The 16,653-nt window shown below is 70.9% G+C and carries 21 protein-coding genes; 3 read left to right on the top strand and 18 right to left on the bottom strand.

Features of this window, described 5'->3' with window-relative positions:
* Positions 1-391: 391 nt before the first annotated feature.
* The 14 genes from GGR47_RS07880 to GGR47_RS07815 form a co-directional block, all read right to left on the bottom strand.
* Positions 392-1,189 (bottom strand): DUF2163 domain-containing protein, encoded by a 798-nt coding sequence (locus GGR47_RS07880; protein ID WP_147036910.1) that lies wholly within the window; start codon positions 1,187-1,189, stop codon positions 392-394.
* Positions 1,186-3,450, bottom strand: a complete 2,265-nt coding sequence (locus tag GGR47_RS07875; RefSeq protein WP_147036909.1) for a DUF2460 domain-containing protein — start codon at positions 3,448-3,450, stop codon at positions 1,186-1,188. The genes GGR47_RS07880 and GGR47_RS07875 overlap by 4 nt, the downstream gene beginning before the upstream one ends.
* Before the next feature lie 183 nt (positions 3,451-3,633).
* Positions 3,634-4,173 carry a tail tape measure protein gene (locus GGR47_RS07870; protein WP_183949490.1) on the bottom strand — a complete coding sequence of 180 codons (540 nt, stop codon included), beginning with the start codon at positions 4,171-4,173 and terminating at the stop codon, positions 3,634-3,636.
* Entirely contained in the window at positions 4,166-4,354 is a 189-nt protein-coding gene (locus tag GGR47_RS07865) for a phage tail assembly chaperone (protein WP_147035405.1), read from the bottom strand. Before GGR47_RS07865 ends, GGR47_RS07870 begins: the two co-directional genes overlap by 8 nt.
* 11 nt (positions 4,355-4,365) lie before the next feature.
* Positions 4,366-4,695, bottom strand: a complete 330-nt coding sequence (locus GGR47_RS07860) for a gene transfer agent family protein (protein WP_147035401.1) — start codon at positions 4,693-4,695, stop codon at positions 4,366-4,368.
* A complete protein-coding gene (locus GGR47_RS07855) occupies positions 4,692-5,099 on the bottom strand; it encodes a phage major tail protein, TP901-1 family (RefSeq protein WP_147035399.1) in 408 nt (135 codons plus the stop codon). The genes GGR47_RS07860 and GGR47_RS07855 overlap by 4 nt, the downstream gene beginning before the upstream one ends.
* Before the next feature lie 13 nt (positions 5,100-5,112).
* Positions 5,113-5,493 (bottom strand): tail completion protein gp17, encoded by a 381-nt coding sequence (gene gp17, locus GGR47_RS07850; protein WP_147035397.1) that lies wholly within the window; start codon positions 5,491-5,493, stop codon positions 5,113-5,115.
* Positions 5,490-5,969 (bottom strand): head-tail connector protein, encoded by a 480-nt coding sequence (locus GGR47_RS07845; protein ID WP_147035395.1) that lies wholly within the window; start codon positions 5,967-5,969, stop codon positions 5,490-5,492. Before GGR47_RS07845 ends, gp17 begins: the two co-directional genes overlap by 4 nt.
* A gap of 73 nt (positions 5,970-6,042) precedes the next feature.
* Positions 6,043-7,044, bottom strand: coding sequence for a phage major capsid protein (locus GGR47_RS07840; RefSeq protein WP_147035393.1), 1,002 nt, complete (start codon positions 7,042-7,044; stop codon positions 6,043-6,045).
* Positions 7,045-7,098: 54 nt separating this feature from the next.
* Entirely contained in the window at positions 7,099-7,461 is a 363-nt protein-coding gene (locus GGR47_RS07835; protein WP_147035391.1) for an HK97 family phage prohead protease, read from the bottom strand.
* Entirely contained in the window at positions 7,458-7,778 is a 321-nt protein-coding gene (locus GGR47_RS07830) for a DUF6127 family protein (protein WP_043060828.1), read from the bottom strand. The genes GGR47_RS07835 and GGR47_RS07830 overlap by 4 nt, the downstream gene beginning before the upstream one ends.
* On the bottom strand, positions 7,775-8,890 hold the full coding sequence (locus GGR47_RS07825) for a phage portal protein (RefSeq protein ID WP_147035389.1): 1,116 nt from the start codon (positions 8,888-8,890) through the stop codon (positions 7,775-7,777). Before GGR47_RS07825 ends, GGR47_RS07830 begins: the two co-directional genes overlap by 4 nt.
* A 91-nt stretch (positions 8,891-8,981) precedes the next feature.
* The gene (locus GGR47_RS07820) at positions 8,982-10,313 is read right to left on the bottom strand and encodes a DNA-packaging protein (protein ID WP_147035387.1); all 1,332 of its coding nucleotides are present in this window, start codon (positions 10,311-10,313) and stop codon (positions 8,982-8,984) included.
* Positions 10,310-10,846: a hypothetical protein gene (locus tag GGR47_RS07815; protein ID WP_147035386.1), complete on the bottom strand. Its 537-nt coding sequence runs from the start codon at positions 10,844-10,846 to the stop codon at positions 10,310-10,312. The genes GGR47_RS07820 and GGR47_RS07815 overlap by 4 nt, the downstream gene beginning before the upstream one ends.
* A gap of 266 nt (positions 10,847-11,112) precedes the next feature.
* Here GGR47_RS07815 and GGR47_RS07810 point away from each other — a divergent pair, with 266 nt between their 5' ends.
* Complete coding sequence (locus GGR47_RS07810; RefSeq protein ID WP_147035384.1) at positions 11,113-11,820, top strand: PAS domain-containing protein; 708 nt, start codon at positions 11,113-11,115, stop codon at positions 11,818-11,820.
* A 9-nt stretch (positions 11,821-11,829) separates the two neighbouring features.
* On the opposite strand, the gene GGR47_RS07805 is transcribed toward GGR47_RS07810, so the two are convergent.
* From GGR47_RS07805 to GGR47_RS07790, 4 genes are all read right to left on the bottom strand, one after another.
* Positions 11,830-12,147, bottom strand: coding sequence for a hypothetical protein (locus GGR47_RS07805; RefSeq protein ID WP_147035382.1), 318 nt, complete (start codon positions 12,145-12,147; stop codon positions 11,830-11,832).
* Positions 12,148-12,240: 93 nt separating this feature from the next.
* The gene (locus tag GGR47_RS07800; RefSeq protein ID WP_147035380.1) at positions 12,241-12,426 is read right to left on the bottom strand and encodes a hypothetical protein; all 186 of its coding nucleotides are present in this window, start codon (positions 12,424-12,426) and stop codon (positions 12,241-12,243) included.
* Between the two features lie 83 nt (positions 12,427-12,509).
* On the bottom strand, positions 12,510-13,481 hold the full coding sequence (dapF, locus tag GGR47_RS07795) for a diaminopimelate epimerase (RefSeq protein ID WP_147035378.1): 972 nt from the start codon (positions 13,479-13,481) through the stop codon (positions 12,510-12,512).
* Positions 13,482-13,531: 50 nt separating this feature from the next.
* Positions 13,532-13,963, bottom strand: a complete 432-nt coding sequence (locus GGR47_RS07790) for a DUF6456 domain-containing protein (RefSeq protein WP_147035376.1) — start codon at positions 13,961-13,963, stop codon at positions 13,532-13,534.
* 93 nt (positions 13,964-14,056) lie between these two features.
* Here GGR47_RS07790 and GGR47_RS07785 point away from each other — a divergent pair, with 93 nt between their 5' ends.
* Positions 14,057-14,620, top strand: coding sequence for a helix-turn-helix domain-containing protein (locus GGR47_RS07785; RefSeq protein WP_043060836.1), 564 nt, complete (start codon positions 14,057-14,059; stop codon positions 14,618-14,620).
* A 176-nt stretch (positions 14,621-14,796) separates the two neighbouring features.
* A complete protein-coding gene (locus tag GGR47_RS07780) occupies positions 14,797-16,644 on the top strand; it encodes an ABC-F family ATP-binding cassette domain-containing protein (protein WP_147035374.1) in 1,848 nt (615 codons plus the stop codon).
* Positions 16,645-16,653: the final 9 nt, after the last annotated feature.

Genomic DNA, 16,653 nt, shown 5'->3' with positions numbered 1-16,653 from the left:
CCTGATATAGCGCCATGCCCCGATCAGCGGCCACTCCGCCGCTCCCGGCCGCTCGACCACGCGGCGCAATCCCGCATCGGCATGGACGAAGCCCGCCGCCGTCTTCACCGCACCGTGAATCTGCCCCGGGCCCACCGCGAACAGCAGCACATCGCCCGCTCGCCTTCCGTCGCCCCGCGCGAGCACCGCATCGAAGCCCGCCGCCACCAGCGCCGGATCGCCGCCACGCAGGGGATAGCCGCTCGGCACCTCCCCCTCCCAGCCGGCACCCCGCAGCGCCGCCGCAATCACCCCGATGCAATCGAGCCCATGCAGCGCATCCCGCCCGTGCAACCGGAACCGGGTGCCGACCAACGCCAGCGCGGCGGCCGCAACCGCATCCGCCGCGCCGTCACCCACCAGGATAGCGCGTCAGCAGGTCGATCCCCGGCAGATGCGGCTCGCCGCGAAAGTTCACGCCATTGCCGAACCGCGCCACACAGGTGGCGAAGCTCTTGTCGCATCCCTCGCTCACCTCGACCAACGTCCCCGTCGCCACAGCAAAAGCGGGCGCCGCGCGCAGCGTCACCGTCGCGCCGTCCGACGCATCGATCCCCTGCGACAGGCCCGCATTGCCGCCCCCGAACCAGCGCAGCACGCCGCCCGCATAGGCGCCCGCTACCGGCTCGCCCGCGTCCAGCGTCACCACCCGCTCGACCGCCGACACCACCCGCGCGAACCGCCGCCGCCCCGCCATCGCGACGCGGCAGCGCGCATCGCCCAAATCGGCGCGGCATTCGGCGGACGTTTCCTCCACCACCGCGCGCGCCAGCGCCGCGCTCACGCCCGCCAGCTCCGCGGTAAAGCCATGGTCGGTCAGCTCGACCGCGCCGATCCGCCCCTCGCCCAGTTCGGCCAGCCGCGCGCCCGTCTCCCAGTCGACCGCGAACACCCGCACCCGCGCCCCGTCCCAGCGCCCGGCGAGCAGGTCCGCCTCGCCGATCGCCGCGCTAGTCAGCGCCCCGCCGATATCCATCGTATCCGCCTCCAGCCCGTCGGAGCGCTCGATCGCCGACGGCACCATGCCCGGCGCGGCGCGATGGATCAGGCCGTCGACGGTCACATCGCGATCGTGCGTCGTCAGCCCGATCGCGACCCCGTCGCGCCGCTCCACCCGCCAGCACAGCGCGATGCACGACAGCGCGCTCACCCGCGCACCTCGATCAGCGGCACCGACACCGCCTCGCCCGCCAGGAACGTCGATCGCGCCACCCGCAGCCGATCCTCGGCAAAGCGCACCATCACGTCGAAGGTGAAGCTCGCCCGCACCACCGCACCCTTGGCCGGCGCCGTGTCGAGCACCACCACGCCATCGGCCTCGACGCTGAAGCCCTGCGTCGCAACGCCATCCACGCCAATCCGCACGCTGCCCGCCACCGGCCGCACGATCCGCCGCGTCGCCGCGCCGTAATGGCGGACCAGCTCGAACCGCCGCACCGCACCGTCACCCGTCCCGATCACCTCGTCCACGCCGCTCGCATCGAACGGGTCGCGCAGCCGGAACGCCCGCGCCGGCCCCATCCGCGCGCGGAAGAAGGCGAGCAACGTCGCGATATCCGCCTCCGACCGTATGCCCGGTCCGACGTCATAGCTCGTCCGCGCCTCCGCCCAACCCGCGCTGCGCTGCTCCGCGCCGCCCGCCGCGGTCAGGATCGCGGTGGAAAAGGCCGGCGCCACCTCCGCCTCGCGCCCCAGCGCCAACGGGAACAGCACGTCGTCATAGTCCTGCATGTCAGCCTCTCCCTCGAAGCGGACGAAGCCGTCGCGCATCACCTGCGGCAGCGCCCACAGCACCACCGATGCGACGCCACGCGCCCGCGCCACCTGTCCCGCCGTCTCGATCAGCGCCCATTGCGCCGCCTGGTCGGGGCGCAGCACGAAGCCCGATAGGTAATGCTGCCGGTCGCGCGGATAGCCCAATCGCGCCTCCGCCGCGGCGACACCCCGCGCGGTCGCCGCGGCATCGCCCTCCGTGACCCAATCATAGTCTTCCAGCTGCAGCACGTCGAAGGCGGGATACGCCCAGCCCAGCGGCATATTGGCGCGCTTCAACTCCGGCGCCGCGCGATCGAGCACCGTCGGCAGATAGGTGAGCAGCAGCGTCTGCGTTTCCGGAAACGCCGCTTTCACCCATCCCGCCAGCGCCGCTGTCGAGGCCGCCAGCGCCGCCCCCGCCCGATCCATCGTCTCGCGCTGACTGGCGTCCATGGTCCCACGCACGCTCGGGATCGCCACCGGCGCCAGCGCCGCCGCGGCCGCGGCGTCGTACAGGCACGGCCGCCCGTCCGGCATCGTCCACCACCACGGCTCGCCGATCTGGAACTTCGGCCGCAATCCCGCCGCGACCCCGATCCCGACGAAGGCCGCCGCCACCTGCCGCAGATAGGCCATCGCGTTCGTCTGGCACGGCGACAGCAGGGTCGACGGCGGCTCCCACCCGGTCAGCGCCGGCGCACCATCGGCCGCACGCTGCTTCCAGTCGTTCCAGCAATGCGCGTCGAACAGCTCGTAGCTCAGCGACCAGATGACGTCATAACCCAGCGCCTTCGCGCGCATCGCAAAGTCGCGATGCCACGCCGCGCACGCCACGTTCAGCACGCCGCCGGTCAGCCCGACGTAGAAGCCGCCGTACAGCGCATCGAGCCGGAAATAATGGCTCATCCCGACATAATGCGTGATCGCCCCGCGATAGCCGAGGTGCAGCGCATTGCGCAGCAACCGCGCCGGCGTCAGGTTATAGCTGTCGTCATAGCCGCTCGCGATCTGGAAGCCGTGTTCGGGCAGCACCGCCTCGCCGATGCCGATCACCGCCCCCGGCCCCTCGCACGCCATCCCGGTCAGCTCGACCCACGCCTCCTGCGCTGCGGCCAGCGGCACGTCGGTCTCGTCGAACTCGGGCGCGACCAGCGATACGAACATCCGGTCGACATCGCCCGCCCATACCGGGTCCGCCTCGCTCGGCAGCGCAACGCCGCCCACGACGCTCGCAAAGTCGATCACGACACTGGCATCCTCCGGGTTGCCGGTCGCATAATTCCACAGCCGCACATGCCACACGCGCGCCTTGCCCGCCGCATCGCGCCCCTCGATCGTAAGTGTCGGCCCCCGGATCGCGTCCAGCGGCTTCACCCCCGCCGACCGCCAGCGGAACCGGAGCCGACAGCCCCGAAAATCCCGCGCCGTCTCGTACCGCAGCAGCGGATGGTCGAACCGATCCTCCGCCTCCCAGATCAGCCCGGCCAGATCGCTCCGCCGATAGAAGACGGCATCCACCCGCAGCGCATCCGGCGCCGGATTGGTCACCGCCGCCATCATCGGCCGCGGGAAATTGACCGTCCAGAATCGCGGATCGAACCGGCTGAGCACACCCGCCTCCTGCTCCACCCGCTGCGAACACAGCCAATGCGCCATGATGTGTCTCCATAATTGGGGACGGCCGGCGAGGTTCGGAACCGCTCCCCACCCATCCCGTCACCCCGGACTCGTTCCGGGGTCCACTCCGCGGCGAGGGGGATCGCCAGAGGCTCCACCATCCCCCCGTGGCCCAGTGGACCCCGGAACGAGTCCGGGGTGACGAAGCGACACTGGCCGCCCCTACCCCTCCAACGCCGCCCGCACCGCGCGCACCACCTGTCGGCTCGATCGCTGCAGCGCCGCCGGCGCGTCCCCCGCCCCCGCCTGCACATGGATCGTCACCCGCACATCCCGCGCCGCCGCGGGAACCGCCGCTTCCACCCGCCCGCTCGTCGTCGGCACGAACACCTCCGGCCCGCGCTCGCCGACGACATAGCCGCGCCCCGGTGTCACCGGCCCGCCGGTCGCCCGCCCCGGCAACCCGCCAAGCAACCCCGCCAGCACGCCGCCCAACGAACCCCCGCCCGCCGCCTGCACCCCGCCGCGCACCGCCGCGCGCGCGATCTCCGCCAGCACGCCCAGCGCGGTCGCCTTCAGGTCGTCGAACCCGAACTGCCCGGTCCGCGCCGCGCGCAGCAGCGCCCGCTCGATCGACCGCCCTGCCTGCTCGGCCCCCGCGCCCAGCTCGCCCTCCAGCGTCGCGCGCATCGTTTCCACCTCGCGCGCGAAACCCGCGGTGTCGGCGCGCATGCCCACCGCCATCCGCTCCACCTCATCCATCGGGATCGGCCCTCCGCATCGCGGCGATCGTCGTGGCATCGGGCGGCGTCACCGCCGCCGCACCGCCACCACTCGCCGCCGTCACCACTGCCGCCAGTTCGGCCGGCGTCGCCCGCCAGAAGGCATCGGGCGTCCAGCCCAACGCCGCCCCGGCAAAGCCCGCCAGCCGCACCGCACTCATCCGGAAGTCGCTCACCGCCCGGCCAGGATCTGGCCGAGCAGCACGCGCAGCACCGGCGTCAGCCGGGCGAGCCCCAGCGCCGCCAGCGCCTCGCCCAGCACCTCGCGCGTCACCTCTTCCGGCACTTCGCGCAGGCAGTGCCAGAACAGCGCGACCAGCTCGCCGAACCCCAGCTTCCCCGCCGCCGCGCGCTCGACCAGTTCGAACAACGGCCCCAGCTCCGCCTCCGCCGCGACCAAAGCCTGAAAGCTCGGCCGCAACACCAGGTCGCACCCGTTGACCCGCACCGCGCATTCCCCCCTGGCTTCATTGGCGGGGCGCGCCTCATTGGCCCCGCTCATGCCGCCACCACCGGGCCGGAGCTTTCCAGCGCGATCGTGTACGACCGCTCGCCATTGAAATCGCCGGCATAATCCAGCCGCGTGACCAGGAACCGGCCGGTCATGCTGTCGCCGCTCTCGAAGCTCAGCCGGTAATCGTCGATCGTACCGCCGAGCGCGCTCGCCTTGATCCGCGTCTCCGCCGCCGATCCGGTGAAGACGCCCGCGCCGCTCACGCTGACGCTGCGCACGCCCGCGCCCGACAGTAGCTGCCGCCAGCCGCCCGAATCCTTGGTCGTCACCACCACCGCTTCGCCGTTGACGCTCAATTGCGTCGTGCGCAGCCCCGCCACCGTTGCGAAGGCCGGCGTCGCCGCCCCATCGCCGACCTTCAGCAGGAACGCACTGCCCCGTTCCACCGCCATCACGATTCTCCTGTTATTGAACCCGGTACATCCGCACCGCGAACTCGCTCGACGCGACCCAGCGATCGCCTTTGCCGCGCTGGATCCGGCTTTTGGTCAGCCGCAGCCCCGTCAGCTGCCACCCTTCGCCCAGGCCCCGCGGCACGCCCGCCGCCGCCGTCTCGACCGCGCCGACCAGCGCGCGCAGCCGCGCCGGGCTTTCGCCCGTGTCGACATAGTCGACCGCGATCGTGCCGGTCCGCCCGCTCACGCCCGCCGCATCGCTGGCGCCCAGCACCGCCTCGCCCAGCACCGCGACCGGCATCGCCGCCCGCGCCGTCGGCGCGTCGAACACCCGGCACGTCGCTTTCAGGTGCGCCAGCACCGCCGCGTGCAGCACCACGCCGGCGCTCATGGCCGCGCCTCCATGCTCAGCCGCATCCGCCGATACGGCCGCCACAGCGCCGCCACCGCCGCGGGCGGCATCGCATCGCCATCGCGCCGCTCGAACAGATGCGCCGCCAGCAGCACCACGCCCTGCATCACCGCCTCGGGCAGCGCCTCCCACGCCGCCGCCAAGCCGGCCGAATAGCGCACCACCATCTCGCCGCCATCGACCCTCACCCAGCCGACCCCGCCCGCATCGATATCGATCCCCAGCCCGGTGCCGCCGGTAATCCCCCGCACCGGCATCGCCGCCAGCCGCTGCCACCCGGCGCGCGGTTGCAATCGCTCCTCACAGTCGCGCGCCACCAGCATCTGCCCGCAGAACGCCTCCGCCAGCCCCAACGCCGTGCCGCTCGCACGCAGCAGCACCGCATCGGGCGCCTCGCCGATCCGCAAATAGGTCGCCGTCGCAGCCGCCGCGTTCGCGACCGCCGCGGCCGGCATCGCCGCCGCTCCCATCCCGCTCTCCCCGCAAAAGAAAGCGGCCCCCACCCATCCCGACGGGGGCCGCGCGCCATCAGGCGGTGGCAATCTTCATCAGCTTGATCGCCGCGCTGTCCGCGACGCAGCCTCCGACGCGCTTGGTCGCGTAGAAGCTGACGAACGGCTTGTTGCTGTACGGATCCCGCAGGATCGCCGTCTCGCCGCGTTCGGCGATCAGATAGCCCGCCTGGAAGTTGCCGAAGGCGATGCTCAGCGCATTGGCGGCGATGTCGGGCATGTCCTCCGCCTCGACCACCGGATAGCCGAGCAGCGTCGCCGGCTGCCCCGCCGCCAGGCTCGGCTGCCACAGCGGCATGCCGTCCGCGGTCTTGAACTTGCGGATGCGCGCCAGCGTGTTGGCGTTCATCACAAAGCTCGCGCCCTGCCGGTATGGCGCCCGCAGGCTGTGCACCAGATCGAGCAGCCGCTCGTCCGGCGCCGTGCCGAAATCCTCCGCCGCGCCCGACGGCAGATATTGCAGCGTGCCCAGCGGCCGCGTGGCATCCTTGGCGGTGGAGACCGGCGCGGTCAGGAACCCCTTGGGGCGGTTGACGCCATTGCCGCCGACGAACGCCGCCCCTTCGGCGCGCGCGAACTCGGTCGCGATCTCGCCCGCCAGCCACGCCTCGACGTCGAACGCCGCATCGTCCAGCATCGCCTGGCTGGCGGAGGGGTTGGCGTACAGCTCGCCCATCGGCGGCACCAGTTCGGCGAACACCGGGCTCGCCGTCTCCGGCCGCGCCGCCGTCTCCGCCGCCCAGCCCGACGGCGTGCCGCCGGTGGTGATCAGCTTGCGATAGCCCGCCGACCCCACCGTCACCACGTTGGCGATCGCGCGGATCGGCGAGATGCCCTTCAGCACCCGCGCGATCTCACCATCCACCTCGCGCGGCACGGCATAGCCGCCCGCATCGCCGGTGACGCCGGTGAAGGCCTTCATCTCCAGCACCGTCCCCGTCCGCACGAAGCCTGCGAACGCCCCGTCCGTCTGCTCCACGCGCGCGCCATCCAGCGCCGGCCTTTCGACCACGTCCATACGTCTTCTCCTCGTTGAAACATTCTGAGGGCGGTGTCGGCCCGCCGACCGAAATCAGCCGACCTGCGTGATCCGCGCGAGCGGCTGCATCGGCACCACCACCAGACTCACCTCGGCCAGCGCCACGCGCAGCAGCTCGCGCCGCGCACCCTGCCGCACCACCATGGGGCGATAGCCGACCGACAGGCCATCCAGCGCCCGGCAGCTCACCATCCTCGCAACCTCCGCATCGTCGATCACCCCCGCGACCAGCAGCCCGCGCGCGTCTTCGGCCAAAACGTCGATCCGCCCCACCGCGCGCCCACGATGCTGCCACAGCAGCGGCACGGGCCCCACCCCCGCAAAGGCCCCCGCCCGCACCACATCCCCCGCCCGATCGACGCGATCGAACACCGCGGCGTACCCAGCGAACCTCACTCCAGCCACCCGCCGAAGCCCAGCTTCACCGCCAGCCCCGTCAGCAACAGCGCACCCGCCAGCCGCACGCACCACCCCGCCGCCGCCTTCCACGCCGACCGTTTGGCATCGCGCCACGCCCCCAGCAGCTCGCGCAGTTCGGCAAGGTCCCCCCGCGCCGCCTCGTCGCTGAGGCCCAGCCGGGTCAGCGCGCGCATCGCCGACAGCTCGCCCGCCTCCTCGGCAATGCCGCGCATCGTCGCCAGGTCCGCGCCCTCGCGCGCCGCCTGCGCCATCAGCTGCGCGAGCACCCCCGTATCCTGTGCCGGCCCGCTCATGCCCCCACTCCCAGCATCGCCCGTTTCTCCTCGACGCTCAGGAAGTCGGCGCCCGATACGCTGCGCCACAATCGCTCGCGATCCTCCGCCAGCGCCGGCACGCGATCCAGATCGACCGACAGCGCCGCCCCCTCGAACCAGCCCCCCAGCCCTTGCGCCAAGGCGGTCAGGATCGTCCCCGCCAGCGGCAACACCGTCAGCCGCCACAGCGCCCGGTTCGCCTCGCGATAATTGGCGTAGGTCGCGTCGCCCGGCAGCCCCAGCAGCATCGGCGGCACGCCGAACGCCAGCGCGATCTCGCGCGCCGCCGCCGCCTTCAGCCCGACGAAATCCATGTCGGCGGGTGACAACGACAGCGCCTGCCACTTCAGGCCCCCTTCCAGCAGCATCGGTCGCCCGGCGTTGGTCGCGCCCGCGAACCCCGCCTCCATCTCCGCCTTCAGCCGCTCGAACTGTTCCGCCGACAGCGCCGCGCCATCGCCCGGATCGTAGACCAACGCGCCCGACGGTCGCGCCGCATTGTCGAGCAGCGCCTTGTTCCACTTGCCCGCCGCATTGTGGACCGCGACCGCCCCGGCGGCGGCACCCAAGCACCCCATGCCGTAATGATCGTCGATCGGATTGAAGCTGCGGATATGGATCACATCCGGCCGCGGCCCCTCCGCATCCAGCCGCACCCGCCGCTCGCCCACCGCATAGCGATAGGCGGTCGGCCAACCGCCCGCGTCCACCTCGACGCTCACCCGCTCGGGCCGCAGCGCATACAGCGCACCGACCTGCCCCTCGGCCCCCTCGCCCGCACCACGCAGCACCTGGACATAGGCATTGCCGTGCAACAGCAGCTGCGCCGCCACCGCCTCCAGCAGCACCTGCCCGCCCGATCGCGCCGCCAGCAACGCCATCATGTCGGGCACGCTCGCCACCACAGGCGCACCCGCCACGCTTTCCGCGACCAGCTTCACCGCCCGCTGCGCGATCGCATTGCCCGCATAGGCCTCGCGCACCTGCGCTTCATAGCTGCGCGGCCACTCCCCCAAGGACACGCCCGCGCCCCCACGCGACAACGCCGGCCGCGCGCCTTCGCGCAGCCCCTTCCGCCCGAACAACCACATGTCGAATCTCCCGTAATGTCACGGGGACGAGGCCCCCCTTCGTCGTCCCGGCGTGCGCTAGGATGACGAACCGAGATACGGACGCCCCGCCCTACAGCCCCCGCACGCCGGCCTTCCCCTGCGGCCGCAGCATCAGCTCGCTCACCGCCCACACCAGTGCGTCCGCGCGATCCGGCGACCGCCCCGGCCCCTGATAGCCGCCCCCGGCCACCAGCCCGCACATCTCGTCCTCCAGCGCCGAGAACCGCCCGCAATGCCGCACCCGCCCGCGCGCGTAGAGTGTCGCCACCGGCTCGGCCCGTGCCACCTTCCCCCGGCTCGCGCGCACCAGCGTCAGCGGCAGCGTCACGTCAGCGGCCATCAGCACCGATCGCACCATCGCGCCGCCCTGGTTCGCCTCCGCCACCACCCGGTCAGCGCGATGTTGCGCGGCGCAACCCGCCACCGCACGCGCCCAGCCCTCGGGCGACGCGGCGGAGACGCTCGCGTCGTCCAGCACATGCGCGACGCCATCGCCGTCCAGCCCGACCGCGACGATCCCGCAGGCATCGCCCGTCGCGCCGTCCTCCAGTCCCCCCGCCGGCGGATCGACGCCGACCACGACGCGCACCAGATCGTCGGGCACGTCGCCCCGGCACGTTTCCAGCAGCGCGCGAGACCACAAGGCGCCGGCCAGATCCTCCACCATCTCGCCGTCCAGTTCCTGACGGCCCAGCGCCGTGCCGGCATAGGCCTCTTCGATATGATCGACGAACACCTGCGGCAGGAAGGGATTGTCGCGCGTGGTCCCGCGCGTCTCGACCAGTCCCTTCGATCGCAACACGCGCTTCATCAGATTGGTCGGCCGCGGCGTCGTCGTCACCAGCACGCGCGGATTGGCGCCGCGCCTGAGCCCCATCATCAGATTGTCCCAGGCCGCATCGCCGCGCCGCCACTTGGCCAGCTCGTCGCACCACGCCGCACTATGCTCGGGCCCGCGCAGCTGCTCGGGCGCATCGGCCGAATAGACATAGGCGACCGCCCCATTGGGCCAGCGCACCTCGCCCTTGTGAATCGTATAGCGCGGGATCCGCCCCGTCTTGGCGACTGCCCGCAGCCCGCTCGGCCCGTCGATCATCACCCGCCGCACGTCCGCCTCGGTCGCGCCGACCAGCGCGATCGCCGCATCCTTGTCCGCCGCCAGCGTCGTCACCCATTCCGCGCCCGCGCGTGTCTTGCCGAACCCGCGCCCGGCGCGGATCAGCCAGATCCGCCAGTCCCCCTCCGGCGGCGCCTGCCCCAACCGCGCCCACCCGCCGATCCAGCGTTCCGACAGCTCGCGCCGCATCGCCGGTGTCAGGCGGCGCATCACATAGTCGCGATCGTCCGGCGTCAGCCCGGCCAGCACCGTGACGGCGTCAATCGCCTCCCCTTGCCGGCTCATGCGCCACCCATCGGCAGCAACGCCCTGGTCCGGCGCGCCGCCAGCGCCGCCAGCCCAGCCACGATCGCGGCATCCGTCTCCTCGCGTGTCGCCGCCTTGGGCGCTGGGCCGCACGGCTTGCCGCGCCCCTCCCGCCGCGCGCGGTGGATGGTCAGCAGCTTGATCGCCCCCTCCCAATGCACCGGCCCCAGCGCATTCGGATCATCGGGCGCGATCGTCTCGCCACCGCCCGCCAGGACATAGCCGAGCATCCGCATCTCAAGCAGCTGATAGCCCGCCTCGATCGCATCCGCCCACAGCGCCGCGAACTGCGGGTTGGTCCGGCGCCGGTGCTGTACCTGCGACGGGCTAAGGCCGATCGCGGCGGCTGACGCGGCGATGTTACAGCTTCCGGCAAGATGCGCGAAGAACGTGTCGCGCATCGCCGCATTCCACCGCGCCCACTTCTTGGTCGGCCGCTTGCCCTGCGCGATGAGCGCCCCCGCTGCCTCGCGCCGTTCGTCGGCGTCCGCCGTCGACCGCTCCGTGCCCATATTTCCATCCCCCTCGCCCCGGCTCCGAAACGCAAGCGGCCGGGCGTAACGGGACTTGATCCCCGCCACCCCGGCCCGACTCGCAATTCTTCAGCGTTCCCGTTATGTACCGAATGAGCGTGACGATGTCAAGCGTTTTGTACCATATGGGTTATGAACGCCCATCCTATCGCCGGATAGCCACGGCCGGGCACAAGATATGCTACTAAGGTACAATAGTCTGACAACGGGTTTCATTTTGCCACGAAAGGCCGCTATCGTACGCTATGCCGTTTCGATCAGGACATATCGGCCATGCGCTGATCAATCGCCGCAGGGACATCGTCGACATCGACGACGGTTATGCCGCGCTTGTCGGCATCGGGCGCGATGCGGTGATCGGACGTCCGGCGAGCGAATTCGCCCATCCGACCGAAAGGCTGATCGCGGACGCGTTCCTGGAGACCGCGTGGCGCGATCCCAGCCAAAAAACGCATCGCGGCACGCTGCGCTGTATGCAGGCCGATGGCGGCGTCGTCTGGATTAACGTCTCCGTCTCGCGGCTGGGCCAGGGTGACGCCGCCTTGCTCGTCCTCAGCGCCCGCCTGCTCTGCCGCCATACCGAAACCGAATCGGTTCATGCCTATTGGCGGATGGCGCGGATGTTCCTGCAGGCGGTCAGTGGCAGCAAGCGCGCGTTCGGCCCGGCGCTGGCCGGCAATCCCGCCTGCGAGATTCTGCTGATCGCCTATCTGGCAGAGGCGGAGGCAAGCTCGGTCACGGCCGCCGAACTCGCCAAGCGGATCAGCACGTCGCAAGCGCTCGCCAACCGCTGGATCCTGGCGCTGATCGACGCGGGTTTCGCCGAGATGGAGGCACCGGGTGCGCTCGGCCCTCAGACGCCCATTCGGCTGTCGCCGCTCGCGCTGTCGCAGATCGAGGCGCTGTTCAGCTCGCTCGGATCGGAATTGAAAGGCATGCGCGTTCCCGCCTGAGCGGCACGCTCAGCCCCGCGCCTCGCGCAACCGGCGCAAGGCCAGGCGCGCCCGCGCCAGCCACCCGGCTGGCGGCGGTGGCGCCAGCGGCCGCAGCAGAGGTTCGAATTCGTGTGGTTCGAACGGCACGCGCGACAGATCGAGCATCAGCCCGGTGACGTCGCGGCTCAGCGTCGCATGATTGTCGGCGTCGAAGGTTGCGCGCAACGCGACCGCCACCGGGTATAATTTACCCTCCGGGCCGTCATCGGCCCGCGTGCCCGTCCATGCTTCCGTATCGCCCGGACCATGCCCACCGGGCGTCGGGTCTTGCGCCTCGTCCGCCATTCCTACCTCGCTCCCCTGCAACGCATGGGAATCGCGAGGGTTCACCCGGCCCGTGTCACGCCACGCACGGCACCGACCGGTTCGCCGCGAGGATCAGGCGGCGTCGCCCTCGTCGGCGGGCGCGGCGGGGGCATCCTCGGCCGGGCTGCCGTAGCAGCGGTCCAGATAATGGTTAGCGATGATATAGTGCGCGCGCACCGCCAGCGGGTGGGTGGCGCGCTGCGCCAGTTCGAGCTCGGTTTCGGCCCGGTCGTAGAAATAGCTCGAATCGTCACGCATCGTGATACTTTTCTCTAAGCGGTACAGGAGGATGCGCCCAAAAGGGCGAACCTCGCCTTCAACTGGATCAGGTCTGGGACGGGTCAGCGGCTCGCGGCGTCGGCTAACTGCGCCCAGGCGGCGATCTCCGCATCGGCATGACCCTCAACGCGCAAGTTTCCCGCCTGCTCCGTCATCAGGTCGATGTCGACCGATCCGCGCCATTCCCAGGTCGCATTGCCCGACAGGCTGACCATCGCGTCCTCGGCGACGACCGCCCGCACCAGCCCGCCCTTGTTGAACACCGTGATCGGCGCGCCATAGGCCAGCCGCCCGGTCAGGCAGGCGGCGAAGCTCGACGCCGCCATCGCGCTGCCGCAGCTGTCGGTCAGCCCGACGCCGCGCTCGAACGTCCGCACGAACAGATCGCCGCCGCGCACTTCGACGAACGACACATTGGCGCGATTGGGCAACCACGCGGGTGCCGCTTCGCACCGCTCGCCCACGGCGATCAGCTCCGCCTCGTCCACCGCATCCACGAACGTCACCAGATGCGGGTTGGGCATCGATACCGCGGAGAACAAGCGGTCGCTCTCCAGCGGCGGCACCACCGCCTCGACGATCCGCGGCCCGGCGCCGGTCAGCGGCCACGCCGCCGCATCCAGCCCCGCCGGCCCCGCCGTCTCGCGCACCGTGTAAACGCCCGGCGCCACATCGGCATCGCGCTCGACATAGGCGGTCGACGTCTTCAGCGACACCTCGGCGGCGTCGATCCCCAGCGCCTCGAACCCCGCCCGCGCCACGCAGCGCAGGCCGTTCAGGCACGTCTCCGCCTCGCTGCCATCCGAATTGAACATCCGCATCGAAAACGCAGCGTCGCCAGCGCCTTGCCCCAGCAGCAGCAGCCCGTCACCGCCCACCGGCCCGTGCCGGTCGGCCAGCGCCCGCGCCACCGCCGCCCAATCCGCATCGCTCAGCGACAGCGCACGCGCGTCGATCAACGGAAAATCGTTGCCGGACCCATGGCATTTCACGAAGTCGAACCGCACTGCACCCGTCCCGTCATCGGCACGCATCTGTGCCACTTATGTTCTGCTTGCCGCGCGCCCTACACCCGCGCGCGCCGTCAGGCCAGCCGGTAATGATCGGCCAGCCGATCCAGCGCCAGCGTCAGCACCAGCCGCCCCGATCGCACCGGCCAGCCCAGCGCCTTCTCCGCCACCGGCAGCGCCTCGCCCGCGCAGATCGTCCGCCACGCGATATCGGACAGGCCCTTGCCCGCCGCGTCGAGCGCCGCATCGAACCGCCGCTTCGCCGCGATCTGCGCGGTCGTCGGGTCCAGCCCCTCGCCCGCCCCACCATCGACGCGCGCGCTCCAGCGCATCGTCACCCGCGGCCCCAGTGCCGCCGTTTCATAGTCGCCGCGCAGCCGCTCGCCCGCCTCGAACTGCCGCGCGTCCACCAGCCCACGCGCCTTCAGCCACCCCAACGGTGATTCCGCGACGTTAACCCGCACCCGCCGCGCATCGCCGATCGTCCGCTCCGCCAGCTCCCGCATATCCCGCGCTCCTCCGCTTTCCGAGTCGCGGGGGCTTGCCATATCGCGCACGTTGTAGGACAGCGAAATAACCACACTGGTTAGAGAGCCGCCATGATTACCGCGATCCGTCAAGTACGTAGGGCCAAGGGACTGACCCTCGAAGAGGTCGCGCAGCGGTGCGTCCCTCCAACAACCGCGCAGACGATCGGCCGTCTGGAAACGGGAACGCGGACGGTTTCGGTCGACTGGCTGAACCGCATCGCCGCCGCATTGGAGGTCGCGCCCGCCGATCTGGTGACTTTGCCCGAACGCACCGCGCTGCCGGTCGCCGCGACGCTGGACAGCGACGGCACCCACGTCCCCCGCCGCGAAATGACGCTTCCCGCACCGCAGCCGAGCAACGGCGGCATCGCCATATCGGTGACCGGCAGCGTCGGCGATTACCGCGCCGGCGACGAAATCTGGTGCGACCTGCGCGCCCCCGACGGTTTCGCCCAGGCCCTTAACCGCGACATCCTGCTCCCCGAACCCGCCGGCCGCTTCCTGTTCGCGCGGCTCATCGGCATCGATGGCGAGGCGCTGCTCGTCCTGCCGCCCACCCCCGCCGCCCGCCCCGTCTCGATCCCCTCGCCCCCCTGGATCGCGCAAGCCGTCCGCCTGATCCGGTCGCTGTAATAGGGTTCACGCAAAGCCGCGAAGTCGCACAGGGCTCGCGCCGCAGGCACGCTTACCGCGCACCCTGACTTGGGCACACCGGCGGCGCCAAGCCCCACCCTCTTCGGGCCTTCGCGTGAAAGCCCCCGTCTTCCCACCCGCTTTAGCTGCAACGCAACATCTGCTATGGCGCGGCCATGCTCAACCTCAACGGCATCACCGTGCGCCTCGGCGGCCGCACGATCCTCGACGGCGCATCCGCGGCGCTGCCGCCCGGCAGCCGCGTCGGCCTGATCGGTCGCAACGGCGCCGGCAAGTCGACGCTGGTGCGCGTCATCGCCGGCATGCTGGAGCCCGACGACGGCAGCGCCGACATGCCCAAGGGCGCGCGCCTCGGCTATATCGCGCAGGAAGCCCCCTCGGGCACCGCCACGCCGTTCGACACCGTCCTCGCCGCCGACGTCGAGCGCGCCGCGCTGATGATCGAATCGGAGACGTGCGAGGACCCCGACCGGCTCGGCGATGTCTACGAGCGGCTGATCGCGATCGACGCCTATACGGCGCCGATGCGCGCCGCGCAGATCCTGCTCGGCCTCGGCTTCGACGAAGAGATGCAGCAGCGCCCGCTCGACAGCTTCTCGGGCGGCTGGAAGATGCGCGTCGCGCTCGCCGCGCTCCTCTTCTCGCAGCCCGACCTGCTGCTGCTCGACGAGCCCAGCAACCACCTCGATCTCGAAGCGGTGATGTGGCTCGAGGATTTCCTCGTGAACTACAAGGCGACGATCGTCGTCGTCAGCCACGAACGCGATTTCCTCAACAATGTCGTCGATCACATCCTGCACCTGCAGAACGGCAAGATCACCCTCTACGCCGGCGGCTACGACAGCTTCGAACGCCAGCGCGCCGAGCGTATGGCGCAGCTCGCCGCCGCCAAGGCGAACCAGGACGCGCAGCGCGCCAAGCTGCAGGATTACGTCGCGCGCAACTCCGCCCGCGCCTCCACCGCCAAACAGGCGCAGAGCCGGCAGAAGATGCTGGCGAAGATGCAGCCGATCGCCGAACTCGCCAACGATCCGACTTTGTCGTTCGACTTCCCCGATCCCAGCGAGCTCAGACCCCCGCTCATCACGCTCGACATGGCCTCGGTCGGCTATGCCGACACGCCGATCCTCAAGCGCCTCAACATGCGCCTCGATCCCGACGATCGCGTCGCGCTGCTGGGCCGCAACGGCAACGGCAAGACCACGCTCGCCCGCCTGCTCGCCGCGCAGCTCACCCCGATGGACGGCGAGATGAACGCCACCGGCAAGATGAAGGTCGGCTATTTCACCCAGTATCAGGTCGAGGAACTCGACGCCGACGACACGCCGCTCGAGCACATGACCCGTATCATGCGCGGCGCCAGCCCGGCGGCGGTGCGCGCGCAGCTCGGCCGCTTCGGCTTCTCGGGCGACAAGGCGGTGGGCAAGGTCGGCAAGATGTCGGGCGGCGAAAAGGCCCGCCTCGCCTTGGCGCTCATCACCCGCGACGCGCCGCACATGCTGATCCTCGACGAACCGACCAACCACCTCGACGTCGACGCGCGCGAGGCGCTGATCCAGGCGCTCAACGCCTATTCGGGCGCCGTCGTGCTGGTCAGCCACGATCGCCACATGCTGGAAATGACCGCCGACCGCCTCGTGCTGGTCGATGGCGGCACCGCGAAGGAATTCGACGGCAGCCTTGACGATTACATCGCCTTCGTCCTCGCGGGTGACAAGCAGCCCGAGGAGAAGGGTAAGAAGAAGGACAAGGGCAAGCCGATCGATCGCGACGCCGACAAGGCGCGCCGCAAGGCGATCCGCGACGCGGAAGCCGAGATCGCCAAGCTCACCACCGAACGCAACGCGCTCGATCGCGCCATGTTCGATCCCAAGACCGCCGAACCGCGCTTCGCCAAGCTCGCCATGGGCGACCTGATGAAGCGCCGCGCCGACGCGCAGGACCGCATCGACGCGCTCGAAGCGCAATGGCTGGAGGCGACCGAGGCGCTGGAGGCGGCGTAACCGCCGCCG

The sequence above is a fragment of the Sphingomonas aquatilis genome, assembly GCF_014196115.1.
Classification (GTDB): domain Bacteria; phylum Pseudomonadota; class Alphaproteobacteria; order Sphingomonadales; family Sphingomonadaceae; genus Sphingomonas; species Sphingomonas aquatilis.
Note: the sequence above shows the minus strand (reverse complement) of the source record. Positions and strands in the feature narration are given on the sequence as shown.

Excerpts from the sequence above, each read along its gene's own strand:
- GGR47_RS07875 (WP_147036909.1), bottom strand. The coding sequence starts at position 3,450 with ATGGCGCATTGGCTGTGTTCGCAGCGGGTGGAGCAGGAGGCGGGTGTG.
- GGR47_RS07870 (WP_183949490.1), bottom strand. The coding sequence starts at position 4,173 with ATGGATGAGGTGGAGCGGATGGCGGTGGGCATGCGCGCCGACACCGCG.
- GGR47_RS07865 (WP_147035405.1), bottom strand. The coding sequence starts at position 4,354 with ATGAGTGCGGTGCGGCTGGCGGGCTTTGCCGGGGCGGCGTTGGGCTGG.
- GGR47_RS07860 (WP_147035401.1), bottom strand. The coding sequence starts at position 4,695 with ATGAGCGGGGCCAATGAGGCGCGCCCCGCCAATGAAGCCAGGGGGGAA.
- GGR47_RS07855 (WP_147035399.1), bottom strand. The coding sequence starts at position 5,099 with ATGGCGGTGGAACGGGGCAGTGCGTTCCTGCTGAAGGTCGGCGATGGG.
- gp17 (WP_147035397.1), bottom strand. The coding sequence starts at position 5,493 with ATGAGCGCCGGCGTGGTGCTGCACGCGGCGGTGCTGGCGCACCTGAAA.
- GGR47_RS07845 (WP_147035395.1), bottom strand. The coding sequence starts at position 5,969 with ATGCCGGCCGCGGCGGTCGCGAACGCGGCGGCTGCGACGGCGACCTAT.
- GGR47_RS07840 (WP_147035393.1), bottom strand. The coding sequence starts at position 7,044 with ATGGACGTGGTCGAAAGGCCGGCGCTGGATGGCGCGCGCGTGGAGCAG.
- GGR47_RS07830 (WP_043060828.1), bottom strand. The coding sequence starts at position 7,778 with ATGAGCGGGCCGGCACAGGATACGGGGGTGCTCGCGCAGCTGATGGCG.
- GGR47_RS07825 (WP_147035389.1), bottom strand. The coding sequence starts at position 8,890 with ATGTGGTTGTTCGGGCGGAAGGGGCTGCGCGAAGGCGCGCGGCCGGCG.
- GGR47_RS07820 (WP_147035387.1), bottom strand. The coding sequence starts at position 10,313 with ATGAGCCGGCAAGGGGAGGCGATTGACGCCGTCACGGTGCTGGCCGGG.
- GGR47_RS07815 (WP_147035386.1), bottom strand. The coding sequence starts at position 10,846 with ATGGGCACGGAGCGGTCGACGGCGGACGCCGACGAACGGCGCGAGGCA.
- GGR47_RS07810 (WP_147035384.1), top strand. The coding sequence starts at position 11,113 with ATGCCGTTTCGATCAGGACATATCGGCCATGCGCTGATCAATCGCCGC.
- GGR47_RS07805 (WP_147035382.1), bottom strand. The coding sequence starts at position 12,147 with ATGGCGGACGAGGCGCAAGACCCGACGCCCGGTGGGCATGGTCCGGGC.
- GGR47_RS07800 (WP_147035380.1), bottom strand. The coding sequence starts at position 12,426 with ATGCGTGACGATTCGAGCTATTTCTACGACCGGGCCGAAACCGAGCTC.
- dapF (WP_147035378.1), bottom strand. The coding sequence starts at position 13,481 with ATGCGTGCCGATGACGGGACGGGTGCAGTGCGGTTCGACTTCGTGAAA.
- GGR47_RS07790 (WP_147035376.1), bottom strand. The coding sequence starts at position 13,963 with ATGCGGGAGCTGGCGGAGCGGACGATCGGCGATGCGCGGCGGGTGCGG.
- GGR47_RS07785 (WP_043060836.1), top strand. The coding sequence starts at position 14,057 with ATGATTACCGCGATCCGTCAAGTACGTAGGGCCAAGGGACTGACCCTC.
- GGR47_RS07780 (WP_147035374.1), top strand. The coding sequence starts at position 14,797 with ATGCTCAACCTCAACGGCATCACCGTGCGCCTCGGCGGCCGCACGATC.